The sequence below is a fragment of the Luteolibacter ambystomatis genome (assembly GCF_018137965.1).
Taxonomy (GTDB): Bacteria; Verrucomicrobiota; Verrucomicrobiia; order Verrucomicrobiales; family Akkermansiaceae; genus Luteolibacter; species Luteolibacter ambystomatis.
Map to the genome: position 1 here is coordinate 93152 of NZ_CP073100.1, position 19319 is coordinate 112470.

The window sequence follows — 19319 nt, forward strand, 5'->3', positions numbered from 1 at the left end:
TCAGTGGCGGAACCGGTCGAACAGCGAGAAATACGATTCCGTGGTGGGCGCGAGCGCGTAGTCCACGTGGCGGCCGGCGGCGAGCGCGCGCAAGGTGCGGCTGTGGTCGAGGATTTCCTTTTTCCACGCGTCGCGCAGCGCCTGCGGATGCACGGTCAGGCGGGCATCACTCTCCATGTCCACGAAGCGCGAGAGACCGCGGTTGCCGAGATCGAGCTCGGCGGGATCGAGGATGTGGAAGAGATGCACGCGGAAGCCGCGATGGAGATAGGGATTCAACGCGGTGAAGAGGCGCGCGGGATCGGTGAAGAGATCGGACAGGATCACCAGCGTGCCGCGGCGCTTCAGCAACGGATGCGCGCGGTGCAGCACCTCCGGCAGGTCGGTGGGCGCACCGGCGGTGGTGTGCTCCAGCGTGGTCATCAGATCGTGGAGGTGGCGGCGGGTGGAACCGGGCGGCAGGTGCTTGCGGATGCCTTGGTCGAAGAGCGTGAGCGAGACGCGGTCGTTCTTGGAGGTCACCAGCCAGGACAGGCAGGCCGCGAAGAACGAGGCATACTCCAGCTTCGTGAGCCGCTGTTCCTGCTCGGGAAAGGCCATCGACGCCGAGGCATCCAGGAAGATGTGGCATTCGAGATTCGTCTCCTGCTCGAAGGTGCGCAGGAACAGCTTGTCGTTCCTTGCGAACACGCGCCAATCGACCTGTGCGAGATCATCGCCGGGAACGTATTGCCGGAACTCGTGGAACTCGATCGAAGCGCCGCGCTGCTTCGACCGGTGGCGGCCGGAAAGATAGCCCTCGACCATCGCCTTGGCTCCGAACTCGTAGTTCTTCAGCCGGCGGATGTCCTCGGGCTTGAGATATTTCCAGGCGGTGTTCATGCGCCGAGGCCGATGAGCTTCGACACGAGCTGATCCACGGTGATGCCTTCGCCGGTGGCATTGTAGTTCGCGATGACGCGGTGCCGCAGCACCGGCAGGGCGACGGCACGGACTTCCTCCACGGAGGCGGAGGAGCGACCGCGCAGGAGGGCCAGCGCCCGGGCGGCGCGGGCAAGGCATTGCGAAGCGCGCGGACCGGCTCCGTAGGCGACGTAGTTCTTCACGTCCGCGGTGGCGTGGGGCGAGTCCGGCCGGGTGGCGTGAACTAGCTTGAGGATTTCCTGCACGACTGGTTCCGGCAACGGTACGTCATGCACGGCATCCTGGAGCGCGAGCACGCCTGCGGCATTGAGCAGCGTTTCCGCATGGGTGGTGGAGCGTCCGGTGGTGCGCTCGATGATCCGCGCCTCCTCCTCCATGGTCGGGTAGCCGATGTTGAGCTGGAAGAAGAAGCGGTCGAGCTGCGCCTCCGGCAGCGGATAGGTGCCTTCGTGTTCGATCGGGTTCTGGGTGGCGAAGACGATGAACGGTTCCTCCAGATGGCGGGTTTGTCCGTTCACGGTCACCTGCTTTTCCTGCATCGCCTCCAACAGAGCGGCCTGGGTTTTCGGCGGCGTGCGGTTGATTTCATCCGCGAGCAGCAGGTTGGTGAAGACCGGGCCGGGCACGAACTGGAATTCGCGGCTGCCGTCGGCGCTGTTCTGAAGGATCTCCGAGCCGACGATATCGGTGGGCATCAGATCGGGTGTGAACTGGATGCGCTGGAACTTCAGGCCGAGGATGCGGCCTAGCGTGGAAACCAGCAGCGTCTTCGCCAATCCGGGTACACCGACAAGCAGGCAGTGGCCCTTGCACAGCAGCGAGGTGAGGAGCTGCTCGACGATCTCTTCCTGTCCCACGATCACGCGGGCGGTTTCCCGGCGGATGTCGGCGACGGTGCCCTGGATCATTTCCCATTGGGCGGCGGGTTCCGGTGGTGCGGCGGTGGTGGACATGGTGATGGGCGGGAGTTGGAGGTGGAGAGGGGTTATTCGCTGTCGTCGGTATCGCCTTCGCTGTTGAGGGCGCGCCTCAGGTTTGCGGCTTTCGCGGTGTCCTCACGATGGAGGACGCTGATCATGAGATACAGGGTTTGGGCATCGGGCTGATCCAATGCCGTCATCGCATTGCGAAGAGGCGTGGTATCGGCAGGTGCGGTGACGGTGCCATTGGCAAGCGTCCATGTGAGGTGCTGCGACCGGCCGGAGGAGGAACCGAAGTTGACGAGCACCATGCCCTCCGGTGGAGTCGATGAATCGGATCCGCTTTCGAAAAGAGAGGAGACGGTGTACATCGAGTAGGTGGCCATTGCGAACGCGGCGGATTTTTTCGAATCCGGATCGAAGCACGGGAGCACCTGAGTCGTGAACCCGGTATCGAGTCCGTCGCTGCCGTAGAAGGAAACCAGCAATCCCGAGCGGGTCTTGGCTTCGGCTGCGAGCTTGTCGACAAGAGAGAGCAGGCGATCCGCATCGAGGGTCGTGCCGGGAGGAATCCCGAGCGATGTCAATGTCTCCGAGGCTTTGGCCGCTGCTGGATTCCGAGGGCCGTCTTCTGGCGGAAGCACGCGCTTGCGTGACGCGATCATGCTGGCCGGGATCATGTCCTTGTTCGCCGGATCGGTGCGCCAGGCCTTGAAGGCGAGCTTTTCCGCAAGGCTCCAGCCTTTGACGAGTGCTGGAATATCCTCGGGCTTGGCCGCCTTGGCTTGTCCGACCAGGTCATTCATGCGTGCTGCGGAAACCTGGGTGGCGTTCGGAAAGGGACCGGGTTCCTTGCCTTCGACACGTTCCAACGCACGCGCCACCATCACCGCGTCCGTCGCGGCACTGTCGAGCCTGTAGCTTTCGAAATAGGTGGCTTGGAATTCCTCTCCCTGGAGCATGCGTTCCATGGTGGTGGCGGCCACATTGCGGAGGGTCCCCCCGTCGGGTAACGTGGAGTCGTTCGCGAGCAACGTTTTCCAGTAGGGGATATGGGCGGGGGGAAGCGGCTTTGGTGCGTCCGGTTTTTCTTCCTGCTCCGGGTGGTCGGACGTCAAGAGCATCTGGAGGAAGGCGGAGCTCGTCTCAGCGCGTTTGGAGGATGCGGCGGCTTCCAGATAAAGGGCGATGAACTCTGCGGGTGAGGATTTGGCCAAAGCTTCCCCTACCGTGCGGATCTGCTGCGCATCGGTTTTTTCCGCCTTCGCCAGATCAAGCACCAGCTTGCGCGGGGATTCGCCGCCCACGAGGATCGAGAGCTTGCGGAGGAATTTGTCCAAGCCCCCGTCCCTCCGGATCTGATAACCGTTGCGGATGCGATCCAGGTCCACGCCTTCCGCCTGCGATTTCAGAGCCGTGGAGAAGCGGGAGAAGAACTCCTTCGCCTCCGCCTTATGAAGGGTGAGATAAGTGGTGACGGCGTCCAGCGAGGACAAGGCCTGATTGTCCGCGAGGACCTGTGCTTCAAAGGCCGTGCGGGCGGTCTTGTCGGGCATGGTGGCGAGCACATCCAGAGCAATAAACTTCTGCTGTTCACTCCCATCCGCGAGAAACACCTGGATCAGTTCCAGCCGCGATTTGTTGCGATTGGTTTTCCAGAATTCCAGCGCGGCTTGCGCCAGCGTGTCCGCCTCGCGTGTCTCGTTGCCGGTACCCGGCAAGGTGGATTCGATGAGCTGGCAGGCAAGCTCCCCGCGGGTGAGAGGCCGGTCCATATCCCGATAGGCCTTCACCGCCCGCTCGGCTGGTGATTCGCTGCTGGAGAAATAACGGCTGCCGCCGCCCCTGTTGTTGCGCGAGTAGGTCAGCGTGTCATCCGCCGCGACCGCGGCAAGGGCGGGCAGGGCATCCATGTTCAAGCGCTTCAGTTGATCCCAGGGATTCGTCGCATCGGCTGCGGGAGGATTCTGGATCAGCCACAGGGCCGCGGTGCTGCGGCTGCCGCCGGATTGCGTCATCATCTCGATGAGTTGCTGGCGGTAGCGGGGGTTCTTCAGATAGGAGGGATCAATCTGATTTTCCCGTGCAAAGGCATTGAGAGCTTCGTCATCAATGGTGGCCTTCCCTACTTGCAAGGTGGCTTCAAGGGCGGCGAGCGCCTCCGGTTTCAAGGGGATGCCGCGCAGTTCGGGTTTTGGTGCCGGCTGGTTGGCGGCACGTTTCGCCACCACCGGTTGCAGCATCTGCGCTGCCAGCAGATGATCCCAACCACGGGAATAGCGGGCAATGAGGCTCTTGAGATCGCGGTCGTAAGCGGTCCAATCATGCGAGGTGAAGAACGCTTCCGTGACCCGGTTGAGATCGCGTGCGGCAAGCTGGTTCACTGCCGTATCAATCACCGTTTCCGGAGAGGCCCCGAGTGAGAACACCGCTGTGGCGAGGCGATTGGCTTCCTCGGGATGGCCGGTTTGATGGAGCTGGGCGGCGAAAATGAGCAGCTTGCCCAGCGAGTCCGCGCGGTATTCGATATTCTCGCGAAGCTTCTCACTTTTTCCAGCGTTGTTCAGGTTTGCAATGAGCTTCGTGGCATCCGCGATCAGGTCGCCGGCCTTGCCTTTCTTCTTCGAGCCGCCGCCGAAGAGATTTCCTAACAGTCCGCCACCACCACTGCCGCCCGTATCGGCTGGTTCGGAGAGATCGACGGCACCCATGCCGAGAAAGGTGGCTTTTCCTTCCACCTGCATCTTCCAGCCACCGCCCTTGAGCCCTTCCAGGACCTCGCGCAGCTCGTAGTCGTCTCCGTTTTCATTGGCGGATGCGGTGATCCATTCCGCGTCTTTCAACGGCGGCAAGCCGAGCGAGATGAGTTGCTGGAAGCCGGTGGAAAAGTCCGGTGCCTTGGCTGCGGCGGGAGCCGGTTCCTGCCCCCCAGCCATGAGGGGGGAGCCAAGCATCAAACCGAATGCCACATGCCGGAACATCCATGGAAAACTGAACGAACGAGCGCCTTCGTGGAAGGAGGATTTGATGAAAAGGATGTGAAGATTCCAAAAAGAAACACGGCGGCATGAGACATGCCGCCGTGTTGGAATATCAAAGGTGACGAACCGATATCAGGCGATGATGCCGAGCGGCTTGGTGGTCTTCCAATTGCCGCGGGTGAAGTCCGGGAACGCCTGCGACGAGCCGTCCTCGGCGACCGACTTCTCGCTGAGCGGACCGACAGCGGACCAATAGGCACCTTCGTAGACGTTCTGGTCGAGAGCTTCGCCTTTGCGGAGGCACTCGATGATGCGGTAGAGCATCAGGAAGTCCATGCCACCGTGGCCGCCCATCTTCTTGCCGAGCTCGCCCATGCGCTTGAAGTAGGGGTGCTCGTACTTGGAGGCGATTTCCTCCCAGAACTGCGCGCCCTCGACAGGCTTGCCGTCCTTGTCCTCAAGGTCCTGCGCCCACTCGTGGTAGGTCTTGGTCACGCCCTCGATGGCCATGCGGTTCGGGAACCCGGCGAGGGTGCCCTTGGTGCCTTGGATGAGGTTGTGGCGGGAATACGGACGCGGGGAGGTTTCATCCCACTGCACCATGATGGTGCGGCCGAGTGCGGTCTTGATGATGGAGGTGTTGATGTCGCCACCTTCGAACTTGAGGTTCTTGAACTCCGGGTTGGAGAGCTTGGTGGACTTCTGCGCGTAGAGCGCGCGGCCCTTGGCGGGAGAGGAGAAGGAAACGAGACGGCCGAAATTGTCTTCGCCGCGGGCCAGGTTCATGTACTGGGCCACCGGGCCGAGACCGTGGGTCGGGTAGAGGTTGCCGTTGCGCTTGGCATACTGGAAAGTGCGCCAGGAACCGGTGGAGTCACCGCCTTCCATCTGGCCGCGAAGCTCGTGGATGTAGGCGGCCTCGCCATGGAGAAGCTCGCCGATCACGCCCTGGCGGACCATGTTGAGGTAGATGAGTTCCTCGCGACCGTAGTTGACGTTCTCCATCATCATGCAGTGGCGGCCGGTCTGCTCGGAGGTGTCGATGATGTCCCAGAGGTCCTTGAGGGTGTAGGCCATCGGCACTTCCGTGAAGGCGTGCGCGCCGGACTTCATGGCCTCGATACACATCGGCGCATGGTGGTCCCACGGGGTGGCGATGAAGACGGCGTCCGGACGGGTCTCGGTGAGCATGCGCTTCCAGTCGTCCTCGTTCTTGCCGTAGAGCTTCGGCGAGTGGCCCTTGGCCTTCACCTTGACTTCGGCCTTCTTGACCTGGTCTTCGCGGAGATCGCAGATGCCGACGAAGTCCACGCCCTCGATGGTGGCGAGCTGGCTGGCGTGACCGGAACCACGGGCGCCGACGCCGATGATGGCGACCTTGACCTTGTCGAGCTTCGGAGCGGCGAAATCACCCATGTATTTCGCGCCGCTGCGGCGGGAAGGGGCGTTGGCGGAGTCAGCCGCAGCCACAAGGGTGGGAAGGGCGGCGAAGCTGGCGGAAATGCCGCCGAGGAACTTGAGGAAGCCCCGGCGCTGGGTGGTATTCATTTCGGATGGGTTCATAAAATGGAATCAGATGCTGTACAAACGGAACGACGGACGAACGGGTTCTAGTGGCCGTTCCTTTCACTGGCAACAAGGGAAGTTGCGCGGGAGCACGGGAAAATCCGTAGCATGCTCCGGGGTGAAAGCCCGTCCTGCAAGGAGGCAAATCAGGCGTGAGAGGCCCCGGCCGGTTCGGGAGTCCGCCATTGTTCCAAGCAGCGGGAGATGGCGAGCATGGCACCGATCGCCTGATAGCGGCTGGAGGTGGCGGCACCGGGGCTTTCAGCCGTCAGGCGGGTGGCCAAGGCGTCCAATTCCAGAAATGGAAGCGGCTGGCTATCAGGGATTTCCCCGCCCAGCAGGCGCAGCGCGTCCTGCACGATGGGGCGCTCGCTGCTATTGAGCGAATCCGCTCCCAGAAGTCCCCGCAGGCGGAGGATCTCCAGTCCCATGTCCAGTCCCAGCAGGCAGTGGCGCAGGCCGTCACCACAGGCCTTCGATCCGGCACTGGCGAGGCCGGACTGATAGAGCCGGTCGTAGAGGGTGGCCTCCCATTTGTGGCGGTGGGGTTGCCAGCGGCCTTGGGCGAGGCGGCGGGTGTCAGCAAGAATGGACGTCGCCAACCGTGCTCCTCGGCGTGCCTCGCGATCCGCAGTCCAGGCGAAGGCCGCATAGGCGATCCCGAGGCCGGCCAGCAGGTCGAGACCGGAAAACAAGGCCGCGACCGCACCTGTGGCCGCTGCGGAGGGACCGAGCATGAGCTGGGAGACGTTCGCATTGTAGTCCATGCCGGGTTGGACGTTGTTCGCGAGAGCGATGGCCCCGAGGAAAGTCAGCGCGATGACCACTCCGAGCGTGGTGCTGAATCCGGCGGTGGCGGAAAACGGCAGTGCTTTCCAGAGGATGAAGGTGATGGCCGCCGCGCTCACGCCAATGGAGAAGCGCCGCATGCCCGCCGTGGGCAGCGGATGGTTGCCGAAGATGGAGGTGGCGAGGGCGGTGAAGATGAAGGCGACCGCTCCTCCGTGCCAGCCCAGCCCGATCCAAAGTCCACCGGTGACGAGGCAGGCGAGAAGTGTCCGCCAACCGGTGCTGAAGGCCTTCGCCCAATCGCGGTGGAAGACCAGCGGCGGAGCGGAATGACGGGTCTTCGGTCCCGTCCGGATCACGTCCAATTCGGCGGCGATGCGGTCGAGGCCGTCCGCTATTTCCTCAAGCCGGTCCCGCTTCCACGCGGTTTCCACGGCATGCGCGGGATCATCCGCCACGGCATCGGTCGGCATCAGGTGGCGGAAGGCGATGGCCTGGCCACTGGGGATGTCGTCCTTGCCGATGAGTTCGGCGGCGGCCCGCAGCAGCCGCACGGCTTTCCCGCGGCGTTCCAGATCGGCCGGGGCATTGAGGCGCTCGACCGCACGGGTGGAGGACACCAGTGCGAGGACGGCGGAGACCAGGCGCCGGATCGCACCGAGGCGCTGGCGGATGGCGGAGGATTCGATGGCGGCGTTTTCGCAGAAGGAATTCAGATCCGCGATCTGGGCGAGTAGCCCGTGATTGTAGGCGAGGGGCTCCGGGCTGGTTTTTTCGAGCACCTTGGCGGACCACGCGACGCCCTGCTTGGCGAGGGCGCGGGCTTCGATCTCAACGTCGCGGGGCTGGATTCGCTTTGAAAACAACAGCGTGACGACGGCGGAGGCGGCGATGCCCAGCAGCACGCAGACCACGCGTTCCTTTGCGATTTCCTGGATCGAGCCGAGGTGGCCATACACCAGCACCGCCACGATGGGAGCGGTGAATCCGGCGAGCTGGGCGACATAGGCCTGGTAGTTCCGGAACAGGTTCGCCGTGCCCGCGCACAGCGCTACCCACGCCGACATCAGCAGCATGAACAGCAGCGGCTGGCTCTCCAGCGGCAGCATCAGGAAGGCCATGCCCGCGCCGATCAGGGTGCCGAGCACCCGGTAGAGCGATTTCGTGAGCACCATGCTGCGGCGAGGCAGGGCCAGCACCCACACGGTGATGGGGGCCCATGCGATCTCCTTGTAGCCCAGCGCAAGAACAGCGCCGAGAGCCAGCACGGAGGCGGCGACCGCCCGCGAGGCGAAGGCAATGGAACGCCGCGACGGTTGGAATGGAACCAGTACCCGCGAAAGGGTCTTCCATGCCACCGGCGAAGCTTTGCCTCCGATCATGCGGAGACAGTTTCCACGGGAATCGCTTGCGGCGCAATGCCCTTGCTCACTTCACCTCATACTCCGCATGGACGATCGTGATGATGTCCTTGTCACGGGAGGTGGTGTCGTTGTTGCCCTCGTTCGAGGTCTCCGTGGAGTTCGCGGCATTGATGTTGATGATGCCCATGTCCGCGTAAACCAGCTTGCCCACTCCGGTATTGCCGGCGGAGCTGAGGATGTTCTCGGCACGGGCGCGGGCGTCCTTCGCGGCTTCCGCGAGCATCTCCAGCTTCAGCTCACCGAGGCGGGTATAGTAGTAATTGGGATCGTGCGAGGTGACGTCGACCCCTTGCTCGAGCAGAGTGGTGATTTCCCGGGACGCTTTTTCGATCTGCGGGATGTTGGTGGAGCTGATGGTGACCACCTGCTTGGCCTTGAAGCCCTTCGACTCCTTGCGTTCCGACCGCAGTGGCACGTTGGTCCCGGGCAGGACCTTGTCCTCCTTGATGATGTCGAATTCCTCGGTGATGGAGGCGGATTCGGTCTGGATTTCCTCCGCCTTCACGCCCTGGGCCTTGAGGAAGGCGACGACTTTTTCGGTGCCGCCTTTCAGAGCGACATACGCGGCGGTGCGGTCGGCACCCTGCGCCTCCACCAAGGCCGACCATTGGATCAAATCGGAGACGATCCGCTTTCGGGCGGAGCCGGTGATGCGGATGTTGTTCTTCTCCGGCTTTTTCCGCACCTCCTTCCAGGTGCCGGCGGCGATGAAGGTGGAACCCGCCAGCCCGAGGGCGATGGCGACCGCGCTCAGGAAAGGGAGGGACACTTGGCGGACCGATTTCACGGGTGCGGATTCGCTGCTCATGGCATGTGGGAGATGGGTATCCCTGATACGAGGAGGCCGGGGGACCTTCTATCGGATACCTCGTTGTCCGGCGAGTGGAATCGAGCGCTTCGGGCTTGAGAAAAGAGGCCGGCGCGTTTACCCCGTCCGGTCCGTGGCGGTTTCCCATCCAGCCTTGAACTACCCGGCGGCGCTGCCGGTGGTCGCGCACCGCGATGAGATCGTGGCGGCCATCCGTGCCCATCCGGTGGTGGTGGTGGTGAGCGACACCGGCTCCGGCAAGACCACGCAGCTTCCGAAGATGGTGGTGGAGGCGCTCGGCGAGGATCCGCGGCGGATCGGCTGCACCCAGCCGCGGCGGCTGGCGGCGGCCAGCGTGGCGCGGCGCGTGGCGGAGGAATTGCAGACGCCGCTCGGGGGATTCGTTGGCTATCAGGTCCGCTTCGAGGAAAAGATTTCCCGCGAGACCCGGATCAAGTTCATGACGGACGGTATCCTGCTCGCGGAGACGCAGGGTGATCGCTCGCTGAAGCAATACGGCGCGCTGATCCTCGATGAAGCGCACGAGCGCTCGCTCAACATCGATTTCCTCCTCGGCTATCTCAAGGGACTGCTGGAGACGCGGAAGGATCTGAAGCTGGTGATTTCCTCCGCGACGCTGGATGCGGGATCGTTCTCGGAGTTCTTCGGCGGCTGCCCGGTGATCGAGGCTCCGGGCCGGACCTTCCCGGTGGAGGAGTTCAGCCTGCCGGGGGATGAGGACGAGGAGTTGTCCAGCCATGTCGTGCGCGGGGTGGAGTGGCTCAACGGCATCGATCCGCGCGGCGATGTGCTGGTGTTCCTGCCCGGCGAGCGCGAGATCCGCGAATGCGCGGATGCCTTGTCCGGCCAGCGGTATCCGAACACGGAGATCCTGCCGCTGTTCGCGCGGCTCGGGCTGGCGGACCAGCAGAAGGTTTTCAATCCCGGCCGCCAGCGGCGGATCATCCTCGCTACCAACGTCGCGGAAACCTCGCTGACGATTCCGGGCATCGTGTGCGTGATCGACTCCGGTCTCGCGCGCATCAGCCGCTGGAGCCCGGGGCGCGGCGTGCAGCGCCTCCAGATCGAACCGGTCAGCCAAGCCAGCGCGCGCCAGCGCAAGGGCCGCTGCGGCCGCGTGCGCGAGGGTATCTGCGTGCGGCTCTACGATGATTCCGATCTGGCGGACCGCCCGGAGTTCAATGATCCGGAAATCCGCCGCAGTTCGCTGGCAGGCGTGATCCTGCGGATGAAATCGCTGGGGCTGCCACCGATCGAGGAGTTCCCGTTCCTCGATCCGCCCGCGCCGAAGGCGATCTCCGAGGGTTATCGTACTTTGCGGGAGGTTGGCGCGCTGGACGACGACAAGGAACTTACCGAGGCGGGACGGCAGATGGCCCGCCTGCCGGTCGATCCGCGTCTGGGCCGCATGCTGTTGGAAGCCCGTGAGGAAAACTGCCTCGCGGAAATCCTGCCGATCGTTTCCGGGCTGGAATCAAACGATCCACGCGAACGCCCGCCCGAGAAAGCCAAGGAAGCCGATCAGGCGCACGCACGCTGGAAGGATCACCAGAGCGACTTCATCGGCATGCTGCGGCTGTGGATGGACGTGAACCGTTTCCGCGAAGGCAGGAACTGGAAGCGCAACGCCCTGCGGAAATACTGCAAGGACAACTTCCTGAGCTTCCGCCGCGTGACCGAGTGGGCGAACGTCCATGACGAGTTGGGGGAGCTGCTGGTGCGTGATCTGAAGTGGAAGCTCCAGCCGCTCGAGAAGACGGTGGAAAAAGCCGCGCCCTATCCGGCGATCCATTGCGCGCTGCTGGCCGGAGCGCCGAGGCAGTTCGGCCTGTGGGACCGCGATTCTAAATCCTACAAGAGCGCTTCCGGTGGCTTCTTCGCCATCTTCCCCGGTTCCGGCCTCTTTGGTGGGAAACGCTGGGAGTGGGTGATGGGAATGGAACTCGTCGAGACCTCGCGCCTGTGGGCGAGGCGGGTGGCGCGCATCGATCCGGAGTGGGTCGAGAAGGTCGCGCCGCATTTGTGCCGCAGCCGTTATGGTGAGGCGCATTGGGACGAGGCCCAGGGTGCGGTGTATGGCAAGCAGACGGTCATTTGCGGCGGCCTGCCAATCATCGCCGGGCGGCGCGTGCACTACGGTCGTGTGGATCACAAGGCGGCCCGCCAGATCTTCCTGCGCGAGGGCCTGATGGCGGGCAAGATACGCCGCAAGGCGGAGTATCAGGACCGCATGGAGGAGTTGCGCGAGGCCATCAATGCGATCGAGCAGAAGCTGCGGCGTCCCGGGGGGCTGTGGAGCGAGGAAGCGGTGGAGGCATTCTTCGAGAAGACGATTCCATCGGAAATCGCCACCGCATCCGCTTTCAACAAATGGGCGGAAAAGAACGGGGAACGCCTGATCCTTTCTACGGCGGATGTTGTACTGGAGGATCTGGACGATCTCGGTCTGGAATCCTATCCGGACTCCATTGTGCGGGATGGCGAGGAATACACGCTCTATTACCATGCCGCGCCGGGCGAGCGGGATGACGGGGTGACGATCGGCGTTCACATCGACCAGCTCCCGCATCTGCCGGACTGGCTGCCGGCGTGGGGCGTGGGCGGGGATCTGCGCGAGCGGGTGGAGATCCTGATCCGCTCGCTGCCGAAGGACCTGCGCCGCGTGTGCCAGCCGGTGTCCGAGATGACGGACGGCTTCACTGGTCTCTGGCAGGACGCGCCGCCGGATGATTCGCTCGACAAGGTGTTGGCCGCGCATTTGCGCGAGCGGACGCGCTATCCGATCGAGCCGAAGGATTTCGATTTCAGCAAGCTGCCGCCAGAACTGATCACCAAGGTGTGGGTCTGCGATGATGAGGGCAAGGAGATGGCCTTCGGCACCGATGTGGCCGCGCTGAAGATGAAGCTGGCCGGACGTCTGAAGTCGCGCTTCGAGGCGGCGGCGAATGAATCATGGGAACGCCGCGGCATGAACGCGTGGGATGGCGAGGCGCTGCCGGTTCGCTCTGAAACCGGAGCGGGCACCGCCTATCCGGCGCTGGTGGATGAAGGTGGCGCCATCGGCGTGCGGGCGTTTTCTTCCGAAGAGGAGGCCCATCAGGCGCATCGCGGTGGCTGCGTGCGGCTGCTGCATCTCGCCCAGGCGGATCAGGTGAATCATTTGAAGAAGCGTTTCCCGCTGGGGCTCGCTGCGAAGATCGAGCTGCCACGGCTCGGTGCGGGCGGCACGGCGGTGGAGGATTTGATCGCGCTTGTCGCGGAAGGCGCGATGGGTCGCGTGCTGCCACGCTCTCCGGAGGAATTTCACAAGACGGCGCAGAACGCCCGCGGACTGTGGCACGATGGGGCGGCGAAGATCGGCCATGCGCTCGATGAGATGCTGGTGCATCTGCCGGAGATCCGGAAGTGGCTGGAGGCGCATCGCAGCAACCGTAACTATGACGAGGTGGTGCGGGATGTGGACGAGGAGCTTTCGTGGTTGTTCCGCGGACGCTTTGCCTGGCGTGCGGGCTTCACGCGCTTCCTCGATTATCCACGCCGCCTGCGTGCGATCCGATCACGGTTGGGACGGGTGGATTCGCTGCCGCTGGTGAAGGATCTGGAGAAGATCGACCGCTTCGCGCGCTTGTGGGACCCGTGGATGAACCGGTGGTCCGCCAAGCCGGAAGACCCGCGGCTGTGGGAACATGGCTGGCAGTTGGAGGAGTTCCGCATCTCGCTGTTCGCTCCGGACGTGCCGGTGCAGGGCAAGGTTTCCGAGAAGAAGCTGGCGGAGTTTTCATGAGGAGGCGTCCGCCTATCGGCAGTATTGCCGATTGAAGCGCCACGCTGGGAACGTATGGTGCGGAGATTCTCATGAAAAACTCCCTTGGCCTCTTGTTCGCCCTCACCTTGGTGGCCCACGCCGACCCATGGAAACTGGTGTGGTCCGATGACTTCAACCGTGCCGGTGCTCCCGATCCGACGAAGTGGACGTATGAGAAGGGGTTCGTGCGCAACCAGGAACTCCAGTTCTACACGGACAACCGCCGCGAGAACGCGCGGGTCGAGGGTGGCAATCTGGTCATCGAGGCCCGCAAGGAGGCATTTCCAAATCCCTCGTATGTGGCAGATGCCAAGGACTGGCAGAAGTCCCGCAAGGAGGCCGAATATACCTCCGCCGCGCTCATCACCAAGGGACTGAAGAGCTTCAAATACGGCAAGATCGAGGTCCGAGCGAAGCTGCCCTCCGGGAAAGGCATCTGGCCCGCGATCTGGATGCTCGGCGACAACCGCGGACCCACCCGTTGGCCGATGTGCGGAGAGATCGACATCATGGAATTCGTTTCCCACACGCCGGGTGTGGTTCATGGCACGCTGCATTTCGCCAAGCCCGGCACCACCGAGCATCAGTCGGCGGGCGGCCAGACGAAGTCGGATTCGCTGCATACGACCTTCCACACCTACGGCGTGGAGTGGAACGAGAAGACGATCACGCTGCTGTTTGACGACAAGGCTTACAAGACCGTCGATCTCGATGCTGCTGGAGCGGGTGAGGACAATCCCTTCCGCAAGCCCTTCTACCTGCTGCTCAATGTCGCGGTCGGCGGAAGCTGGGGCAAGGAGCCCGATCCCAAGGTGTATCCGCAGCGGATGGAGGTCGATTGGGTGAAGGTTTGGGAGAAGCCATAGCACAAGCATTCCTGCTTGTGAGTTCTCGCGGCAGAGTTTTCTGCGAAGCCGCTGGTATTTCATCCGGTCCGCCGCTGGCATGCGCAAACAGGAATGTTTACGCTACTTCTTCCAGCGCCGGACGTAGTCGAACTGCACCGGCGTTTGTGGGGATGTCGGATGGCGCCGCACTTTCGGCAGGGCGGAGTAGAGCTGCTGCACGGTGGCCAGTGCTTCATCCGGCCCCAGTCCTTGTTCGCGGAACCAGCAACCGGCGACCGTGCCGGTTCTGCCGATGCCGCCCCAACAATGGAAGTATACCGGATTTCCGGCCGCCGTTTCATCCGCGATGCGATCCAGGATGCCACGCATCACCATGGGTGAATGTGGCACGCCCATGTCCGGAATCGGATGACGGAAATAGCGCAGGCCGGGCATGAGGTCCGCCAGGCGCTCCTCATAGGGCTCCAGCGGATCCTCGACGGGTGTCAGATCGAGAAACGTTCGAACGCCTTCGTCCACCAGACTGGCCAGACGGGTGGAAGCAATCGCGGGGTCGGAACTCCCTGGATACTCACCGGCGAAGAGTTTGCCGGGAACGATGGTGTAGTGCTCGACGGTCATTGGTTCGGGAGTTCGGGATGTAGTTTCACCACCATGGTTTCTGTGACCATCGGCGTCTCCGGAGATATTGCCTGGATGGGCGCTGACGCGTAACCGGGAGCGACGATGGCGGCGGAGACTTCAGGCGCGGTCCTTTCGCGGAAAATCAGCGATGTGGTGGAGCCGTCCGCATGCAGGACTTCATAGCCGTGGGAGGCGGCTCCTTTTTCCTGTAGGGATCCCCAATCAATCCACGCATGGAGGGGCTGCGAGGTTTCCGCATCCACAGCTCGCCAAGTGACGGAGTACACCGAGCGCCTGAGAGGAGTCTCCCAACAATCCAGATAGCCGCGCTTGTATCCCTCGGAAAATAGCGCAAAGCCGAGGACGACAGCTCCGATGCTGAAAAGCGCCAAGCGGAAGATCTTGCGGGCACGGCTCATGGTGGTGCCCAATCTAGCCCGCGATTGGTGTGTGGCGACTCCGGAGAAGAGAAACGCCGTTATGTGCGACAAGTCTGGCTCAGGCCTCTTCCGTCGGCTCGTCCTTCGCCTTCGGCAGCTTGTCCACTTCCTGCAGGAGATTGACGATGTCCACGCCGCGCTCGGCGGACCCATCGAAGCGGAAGCGCAGCACCGGCGTGGATTTCAGCACGATGCGCTTCATGATCTTCGATTGGATCGCGCCGTGGTCGTTGTTGAGCTTTTCGATCACCGGCTCATGGCTGCCGCCGAGCACGCCGATCCAGACCTTGCCTTCCTTGAGATCCTGGGTGACCTCGACGTCGTTCACGGTCACGAGCCTGCCGTTCCATTCGTAGTCTTTCTGGACCACCGCGCTGATTTCGCGGCGGAGCAGTTCATTCACTCGGTCGAGGCGCTTGGACATGACGATCAAATTCTAAATCTTAAATTCAAAATCCCAAACGAAGAGTTTCCGACGGGAAAGGACGGCGCGGGCCGTCCTTTCCGTGAACTCGAATGGGATTGTGGCGGAGCCGTTACAGCGTTTGCGGGACTTTCTCGAGCGTGTAGCACTCGATGACGTCGCCTTCCTGGTATTCGTTGAACTCGCCGAGGCGGATACCGCACTCGTAGCCGTTCTTGACCTCTTCCACTTCCTCGGTGAACCGGCGGAGCGTGGACATGCGGCCATCGAAGACCGGGATGTTGCCGCGGATGACGCGGGCATGGGCCTTGCGGTGGATCTTGCCATCCGTGACGTAGCTGCCTGCGGCGCGGCCGCGGGTGAGCTTGAAGACCTGACGGACCTCGGCGTGACCGATGATCTTTTCGCGGGTGAGCGGGTCGAGCAGGCCGAGCATGGCATCCCGCACCTGGTCGATCAGTTCATAGACGATCGAGTAGAGCTTGATCTGGACGTCCTCGGACTTGGCGGCTTTTACCGCCTTGCCTTCGACCTTCACGTTGAAGCCGAGCACGATGGCATCGGTGGAGGAAGCGTACTGGATGTCGGACTCGGTGATCGGGCCGGCCGCGGAAGTGATGAACACGCACTCGACCTTCTTCGATTCGATGGCGAGGACGGCCTTCTTGATGGCCTCCACGGAACCCTGCACGTCGCACTTGAGGATCAGCTTGAGCTGGGCCTTGCCACCGCCCTCGTTGACCATCGCATAGAGGTCTTCCATGCGGGCGCGGTGTTGCGGGGCGAGACGCTGGCGGCGCTGGACTTCCTGGCGCTCGGTCGCGAGAGCCTTGGCCTCGCGCTCGTTCTTCATCTCGGAGAGGTGGTCGCCCACGTTCGGCAGTTCGTCGAAGCCGATGACCTCCACCGGCATGCCGGGGGGGGCCTGCTTCACGGCTTCGCCGCGGTCGTTGAACATGCCCTTCACCTTGCCGTAGAACGGCCCGCAGATGAACGGCGCGCCGACCTTGAGGGTGCCGGACTCTACGATGACGGTGGCGGAAGCGCCGCGACCCGGCACGATGCGCGCCTCGATCACGGCGGCACGGGCATTGCCCTTCGGGTTCGACTTCAGCTCGAGCACTTCAGCCTGGAGGGCCATCAGTTCGAGCAAGGTGTCGATGCCCTCGCCAGTGTAGGCGGAGACTTCCGCGAACTCGGTATCACCACCGAAGTCCGTGGTCTGCAGCCCGTTTTCGGCAAGCTGCGTCTTCACCCGCATGATGTTCGCGGCGGGCAGGTCGATTTTGGTGATGGCGACGATGATGGTCTTCTTCGCGGCCTTGGCGTGTTTGATCGCCTCGATGGTCTGCGGCATGATGCCGTCGTTCGCGGCCACGACGATCACCACGATGTCCGTGATGTCCGCACCGCGGGCGCGCATGTCGGAGAAGATGGCGTGGCCCGGCGTGTCCAGGAAGGTGATCGGGTGGCCCTCATGAACCACCTGATAGGCACCGATGTGCTGGGTGATGCCGCCGGCTTCACCGGCTGCCACGCGGGAATTGCGGAGCTTGTCGAGCAGGGTCGTCTTGCCGTGGTCGACGTGGCCCATGATCGTGATGATCGGCGGACGCAGCTTGAGCTGATCCTCCGGCTCCACCTTCGGAGCTTCCGGCTCCTTGATGACTTCCTCCACCTTGTGAACGCCGCCGCCTTTTTCACGCTTTTCGCGCTCGAAGCGGAAACCGTGGGCCTCGCACACCTTGGCGGCGATTTCCGGGTCGATCGGCTGATTCGGGGCGACGAAGACGGAGAGCTTGATGAGATCCGCCATCACCTGGAACGGCTTCAACCCGAGGCGGGCGGCCAGTTCGCTGACGAGGATCGGGGGCTTGATGATGACCAGCTTCGGGTCATCGCTTTCTTCCGCAGCGGCTGCGGGAGCTGGTGCCGGGGTGGGCACCGCTTTCACGGGAGCCGGAGCAGGCGCGGCGGCCGGTTCGGCAGCAACCTCGTCTTCGTTGAGCAGTTTCGAAATGGTCGGCAGGATCGTCTTGCCGGACTGGCTGGTCTTGCGGACCTTCGGCTTCTTTTCTTCCGCGAACAGGTCCAAGGCCTCCCGCTTCGCGTCATCAACGGTCTTCACCTGCGAGGCTTCCTCGCGCTGGCGTTCACGACGCGACGGCTTCTTCGGTGTCTCGATCAGATCGAGCACCTTTGGTTTTTTCTCGGGAGTCTTATCGCTGTCTTTAGGCATCAAAGGGTCCTACTGGTTCTGCTGAGGTCGGATACGGGCGGGGAAGGAAAGGGGAAATGGATCAGGCACCGGCGAGTTCGCGGGCCTTCACAAGGATGGTTTCAGCCTCGTCGTCGCTGATGCCGAGCGCGTTGGCGATGTAGTCGGCGGGCATGTCGATGACAAGTTCGGCAGTGGCACCACCGGCGAAGGTGAGCTTCTCGGCGAGTTCGTCGGTCAGGCCGAGCTGCTCGCCCAGCGTGTGGGCGGCACCGCCGATCTTCGCCTTGAGCTGCTCTTCCTTCGACTCGTCCTTGCGGACCTGCACGTCCCAGCCCATCAGGCGGGAGGTGAGGCGGGCGTTCTGGCCCTTGCGGCCGATCGCCTTGCTGAGGTCGGCTTCATCGACGGTCACGTGGACCACCTTGCCGGTTTCATCGATGGAAATGGAGCGGATCTCGGCGGGCTTGAGCGCTTCCTTCACGAATTCGCGCGGGTCCTCGCTCCAGCGGATGATGTCCACCTTCTCGTTGTTCAGTTCGCGGACGATGTTCTTCACACGTGCGCCGCGCAGGCCCACGCAGGCACCCACGGGATCGACCTTCGGGTCGTTGCTCCAAACGGCGATCTTGGTGCGGAAGCCGGCCTCGCGGGCCACGCCGCGGATCTCCACGGTGCGGTCGGAAATTTCATTCACCTCCGCTTCGAAAAGGCGGCGGACGAAGTTCGGGTGGCTGCGGGAGAGGATGATCTCCGGGCCGCGGCCTTCGTTCTCCACCGCCAGCACGTAGGCGCGGATGCGGTCGCCGATGTTGTAGTCCTCGCCCTGCACGCGCTCGCGGTTCGGCATGATGCCCTCGAACTTGCCGAGGTCGATCATGACGTCGTTGCGCTCGAAGCGGCGGACGGTGCCCGAGACGACGTCTCCGGCTCGGTCCTTGAACTCCTCGTAAATCATCTCCTTCTCCGCCTGGCGGAGACGCTGCATCATCGTCTGCTTCGCGGTCTGCACGGCGATGCGGCCGAAGTCCTTCGGCGTGACGTCGAATTCCATCAGGTCGCCGGGCTGGGAGCCGGGCTTCTTCTTCTCCGCCAGTTTCAGCGGCACCTGGTTGAACTTGTCGGAATATTCCTCGTCCGCGACCACGGTGAGACTGGCCCAGATGCGGGTCTCGCCCTTGCGGGTGTTCACATCGGCGCGCAGCGTTTCGATCGCTTCGGCTCCGGGCACCATCTTGCGATAGGCGGAAATGAAGGCGTACTCGAGGGCGGCGACGACCTTGTCCCGGTCGATGCCTTTTTCCTTCTCGTAGTAGTCGATGAGGGCGACGATGTCGTTGGTCATTGCAGCAGAGATTGGCGGGCGGTGAAGGAATCGGCGCTTGAGACACCTCTAGACGCAAAAGAGTGGGTAAAGACCCACTCCTTACTCGCGTCAGAAGCTTGTGCGGGCACCCGCATAGCTTGGAAATCCTTGACATGCAAGTGGAATCTAGGCTTGGGAGGAGTGGGGGATTGGCATTCCGG

At 63.0% G+C, this 19319-nt stretch carries 13 protein-coding genes; 2 read left to right on the plus strand and 11 right to left on the minus strand.

What is annotated here, in order from left to right; translation table 11 throughout:
- The 6 genes from KBB96_RS00315 to KBB96_RS00340 all read right to left on the minus strand — a co-directional run bounded on the left by KBB96_RS00315 (window position 1) and on the right by KBB96_RS00340 (window position 9412).
- Window positions 1-882 (minus strand): DUF58 domain-containing protein, encoded by an 882-nt coding sequence (locus KBB96_RS00315; RefSeq protein WP_211631499.1) that lies wholly within the window; start codon window positions 880-882, stop codon window positions 1-3.
- Window positions 879-1877: an AAA family ATPase gene (locus KBB96_RS00320; protein ID WP_226373601.1), complete on the minus strand. Its 999-nt coding sequence runs from the start codon at window positions 1875-1877 to the stop codon at window positions 879-881. Before KBB96_RS00320 ends, KBB96_RS00315 begins: the two co-directional genes overlap by 4 nt.
- A 32-nt stretch (window positions 1878-1909) precedes the next feature.
- Complete coding sequence (locus KBB96_RS00325) at window positions 1910-4780, minus strand: hypothetical protein (RefSeq protein ID WP_211631500.1); 2871 nt, start codon at window positions 4778-4780, stop codon at window positions 1910-1912.
- A gap of 177 nt (window positions 4781-4957) precedes the next feature.
- Window positions 4958-6373 carry a Gfo/Idh/MocA family protein gene (locus KBB96_RS00330; RefSeq protein ID WP_211634592.1) on the minus strand — a complete coding sequence of 472 codons (1416 nt, stop codon included), beginning with the start codon at window positions 6371-6373 and terminating at the stop codon, window positions 4958-4960.
- A 164-nt stretch (window positions 6374-6537) separates the two neighbouring features.
- Window positions 6538-8562: an FUSC family protein gene (locus KBB96_RS00335; protein WP_211631501.1), complete on the minus strand. Its 2025-nt coding sequence runs from the start codon at window positions 8560-8562 to the stop codon at window positions 6538-6540.
- A 46-nt stretch (window positions 8563-8608) separates the two neighbouring features.
- Window positions 8609-9412 (minus strand): SIMPL domain-containing protein, encoded by an 804-nt coding sequence (locus KBB96_RS00340; protein ID WP_211631502.1) that lies wholly within the window; start codon window positions 9410-9412, stop codon window positions 8609-8611.
- 133 nt (window positions 9413-9545) lie between these two features.
- On the opposite strand from KBB96_RS00340, the gene hrpA reads away from it, so the two are divergent.
- Together hrpA and KBB96_RS00350 are read left to right on the plus strand one after the other, a co-directional pair.
- Complete coding sequence (gene hrpA, locus KBB96_RS00345) at window positions 9546-13217, plus strand: ATP-dependent RNA helicase HrpA (protein ID WP_211631503.1); 3672 nt, start codon at window positions 9546-9548, stop codon at window positions 13215-13217.
- A 71-nt stretch (window positions 13218-13288) separates the two neighbouring features.
- Complete coding sequence (locus KBB96_RS00350; RefSeq protein ID WP_211631504.1) at window positions 13289-14104, plus strand: glycoside hydrolase family 16 protein; 816 nt, start codon at window positions 13289-13291, stop codon at window positions 14102-14104.
- Window positions 14105-14206: 102 nt separating this feature from the next.
- Here KBB96_RS00350 and KBB96_RS00355 read toward each other — a convergent pair whose 3' ends face one another.
- The 5 genes from KBB96_RS00355 to nusA form a co-directional block, all read right to left on the minus strand.
- Entirely contained in the window at window positions 14207-14707 is a 501-nt protein-coding gene (locus KBB96_RS00355; protein ID WP_211631505.1) for a protein-tyrosine phosphatase family protein, read from the minus strand.
- The gene (locus KBB96_RS00360; protein ID WP_211631506.1) at window positions 14704-15129 is read right to left on the minus strand and encodes a hypothetical protein; all 426 of its coding nucleotides are present in this window, start codon (window positions 15127-15129) and stop codon (window positions 14704-14706) included. The genes KBB96_RS00355 and KBB96_RS00360 overlap by 4 nt, the downstream gene beginning before the upstream one ends.
- A gap of 79 nt (window positions 15130-15208) precedes the next feature.
- Entirely contained in the window at window positions 15209-15574 is a 366-nt protein-coding gene (gene rbfA, locus KBB96_RS00365; protein ID WP_211631507.1) for a 30S ribosome-binding factor RbfA, read from the minus strand.
- A gap of 112 nt (window positions 15575-15686) precedes the next feature.
- On the minus strand, window positions 15687-17813 hold the full coding sequence (infB, locus tag KBB96_RS00370) for a translation initiation factor IF-2 (RefSeq protein ID WP_211631508.1): 2127 nt from the start codon (window positions 17811-17813) through the stop codon (window positions 15687-15689).
- A gap of 61 nt (window positions 17814-17874) precedes the next feature.
- On the minus strand, window positions 17875-19137 hold the full coding sequence (gene nusA / locus KBB96_RS00375) for a transcription termination factor NusA (protein WP_211631509.1): 1263 nt from the start codon (window positions 19135-19137) through the stop codon (window positions 17875-17877).
- Window positions 19138-19319: the final 182 nt, after the last annotated feature.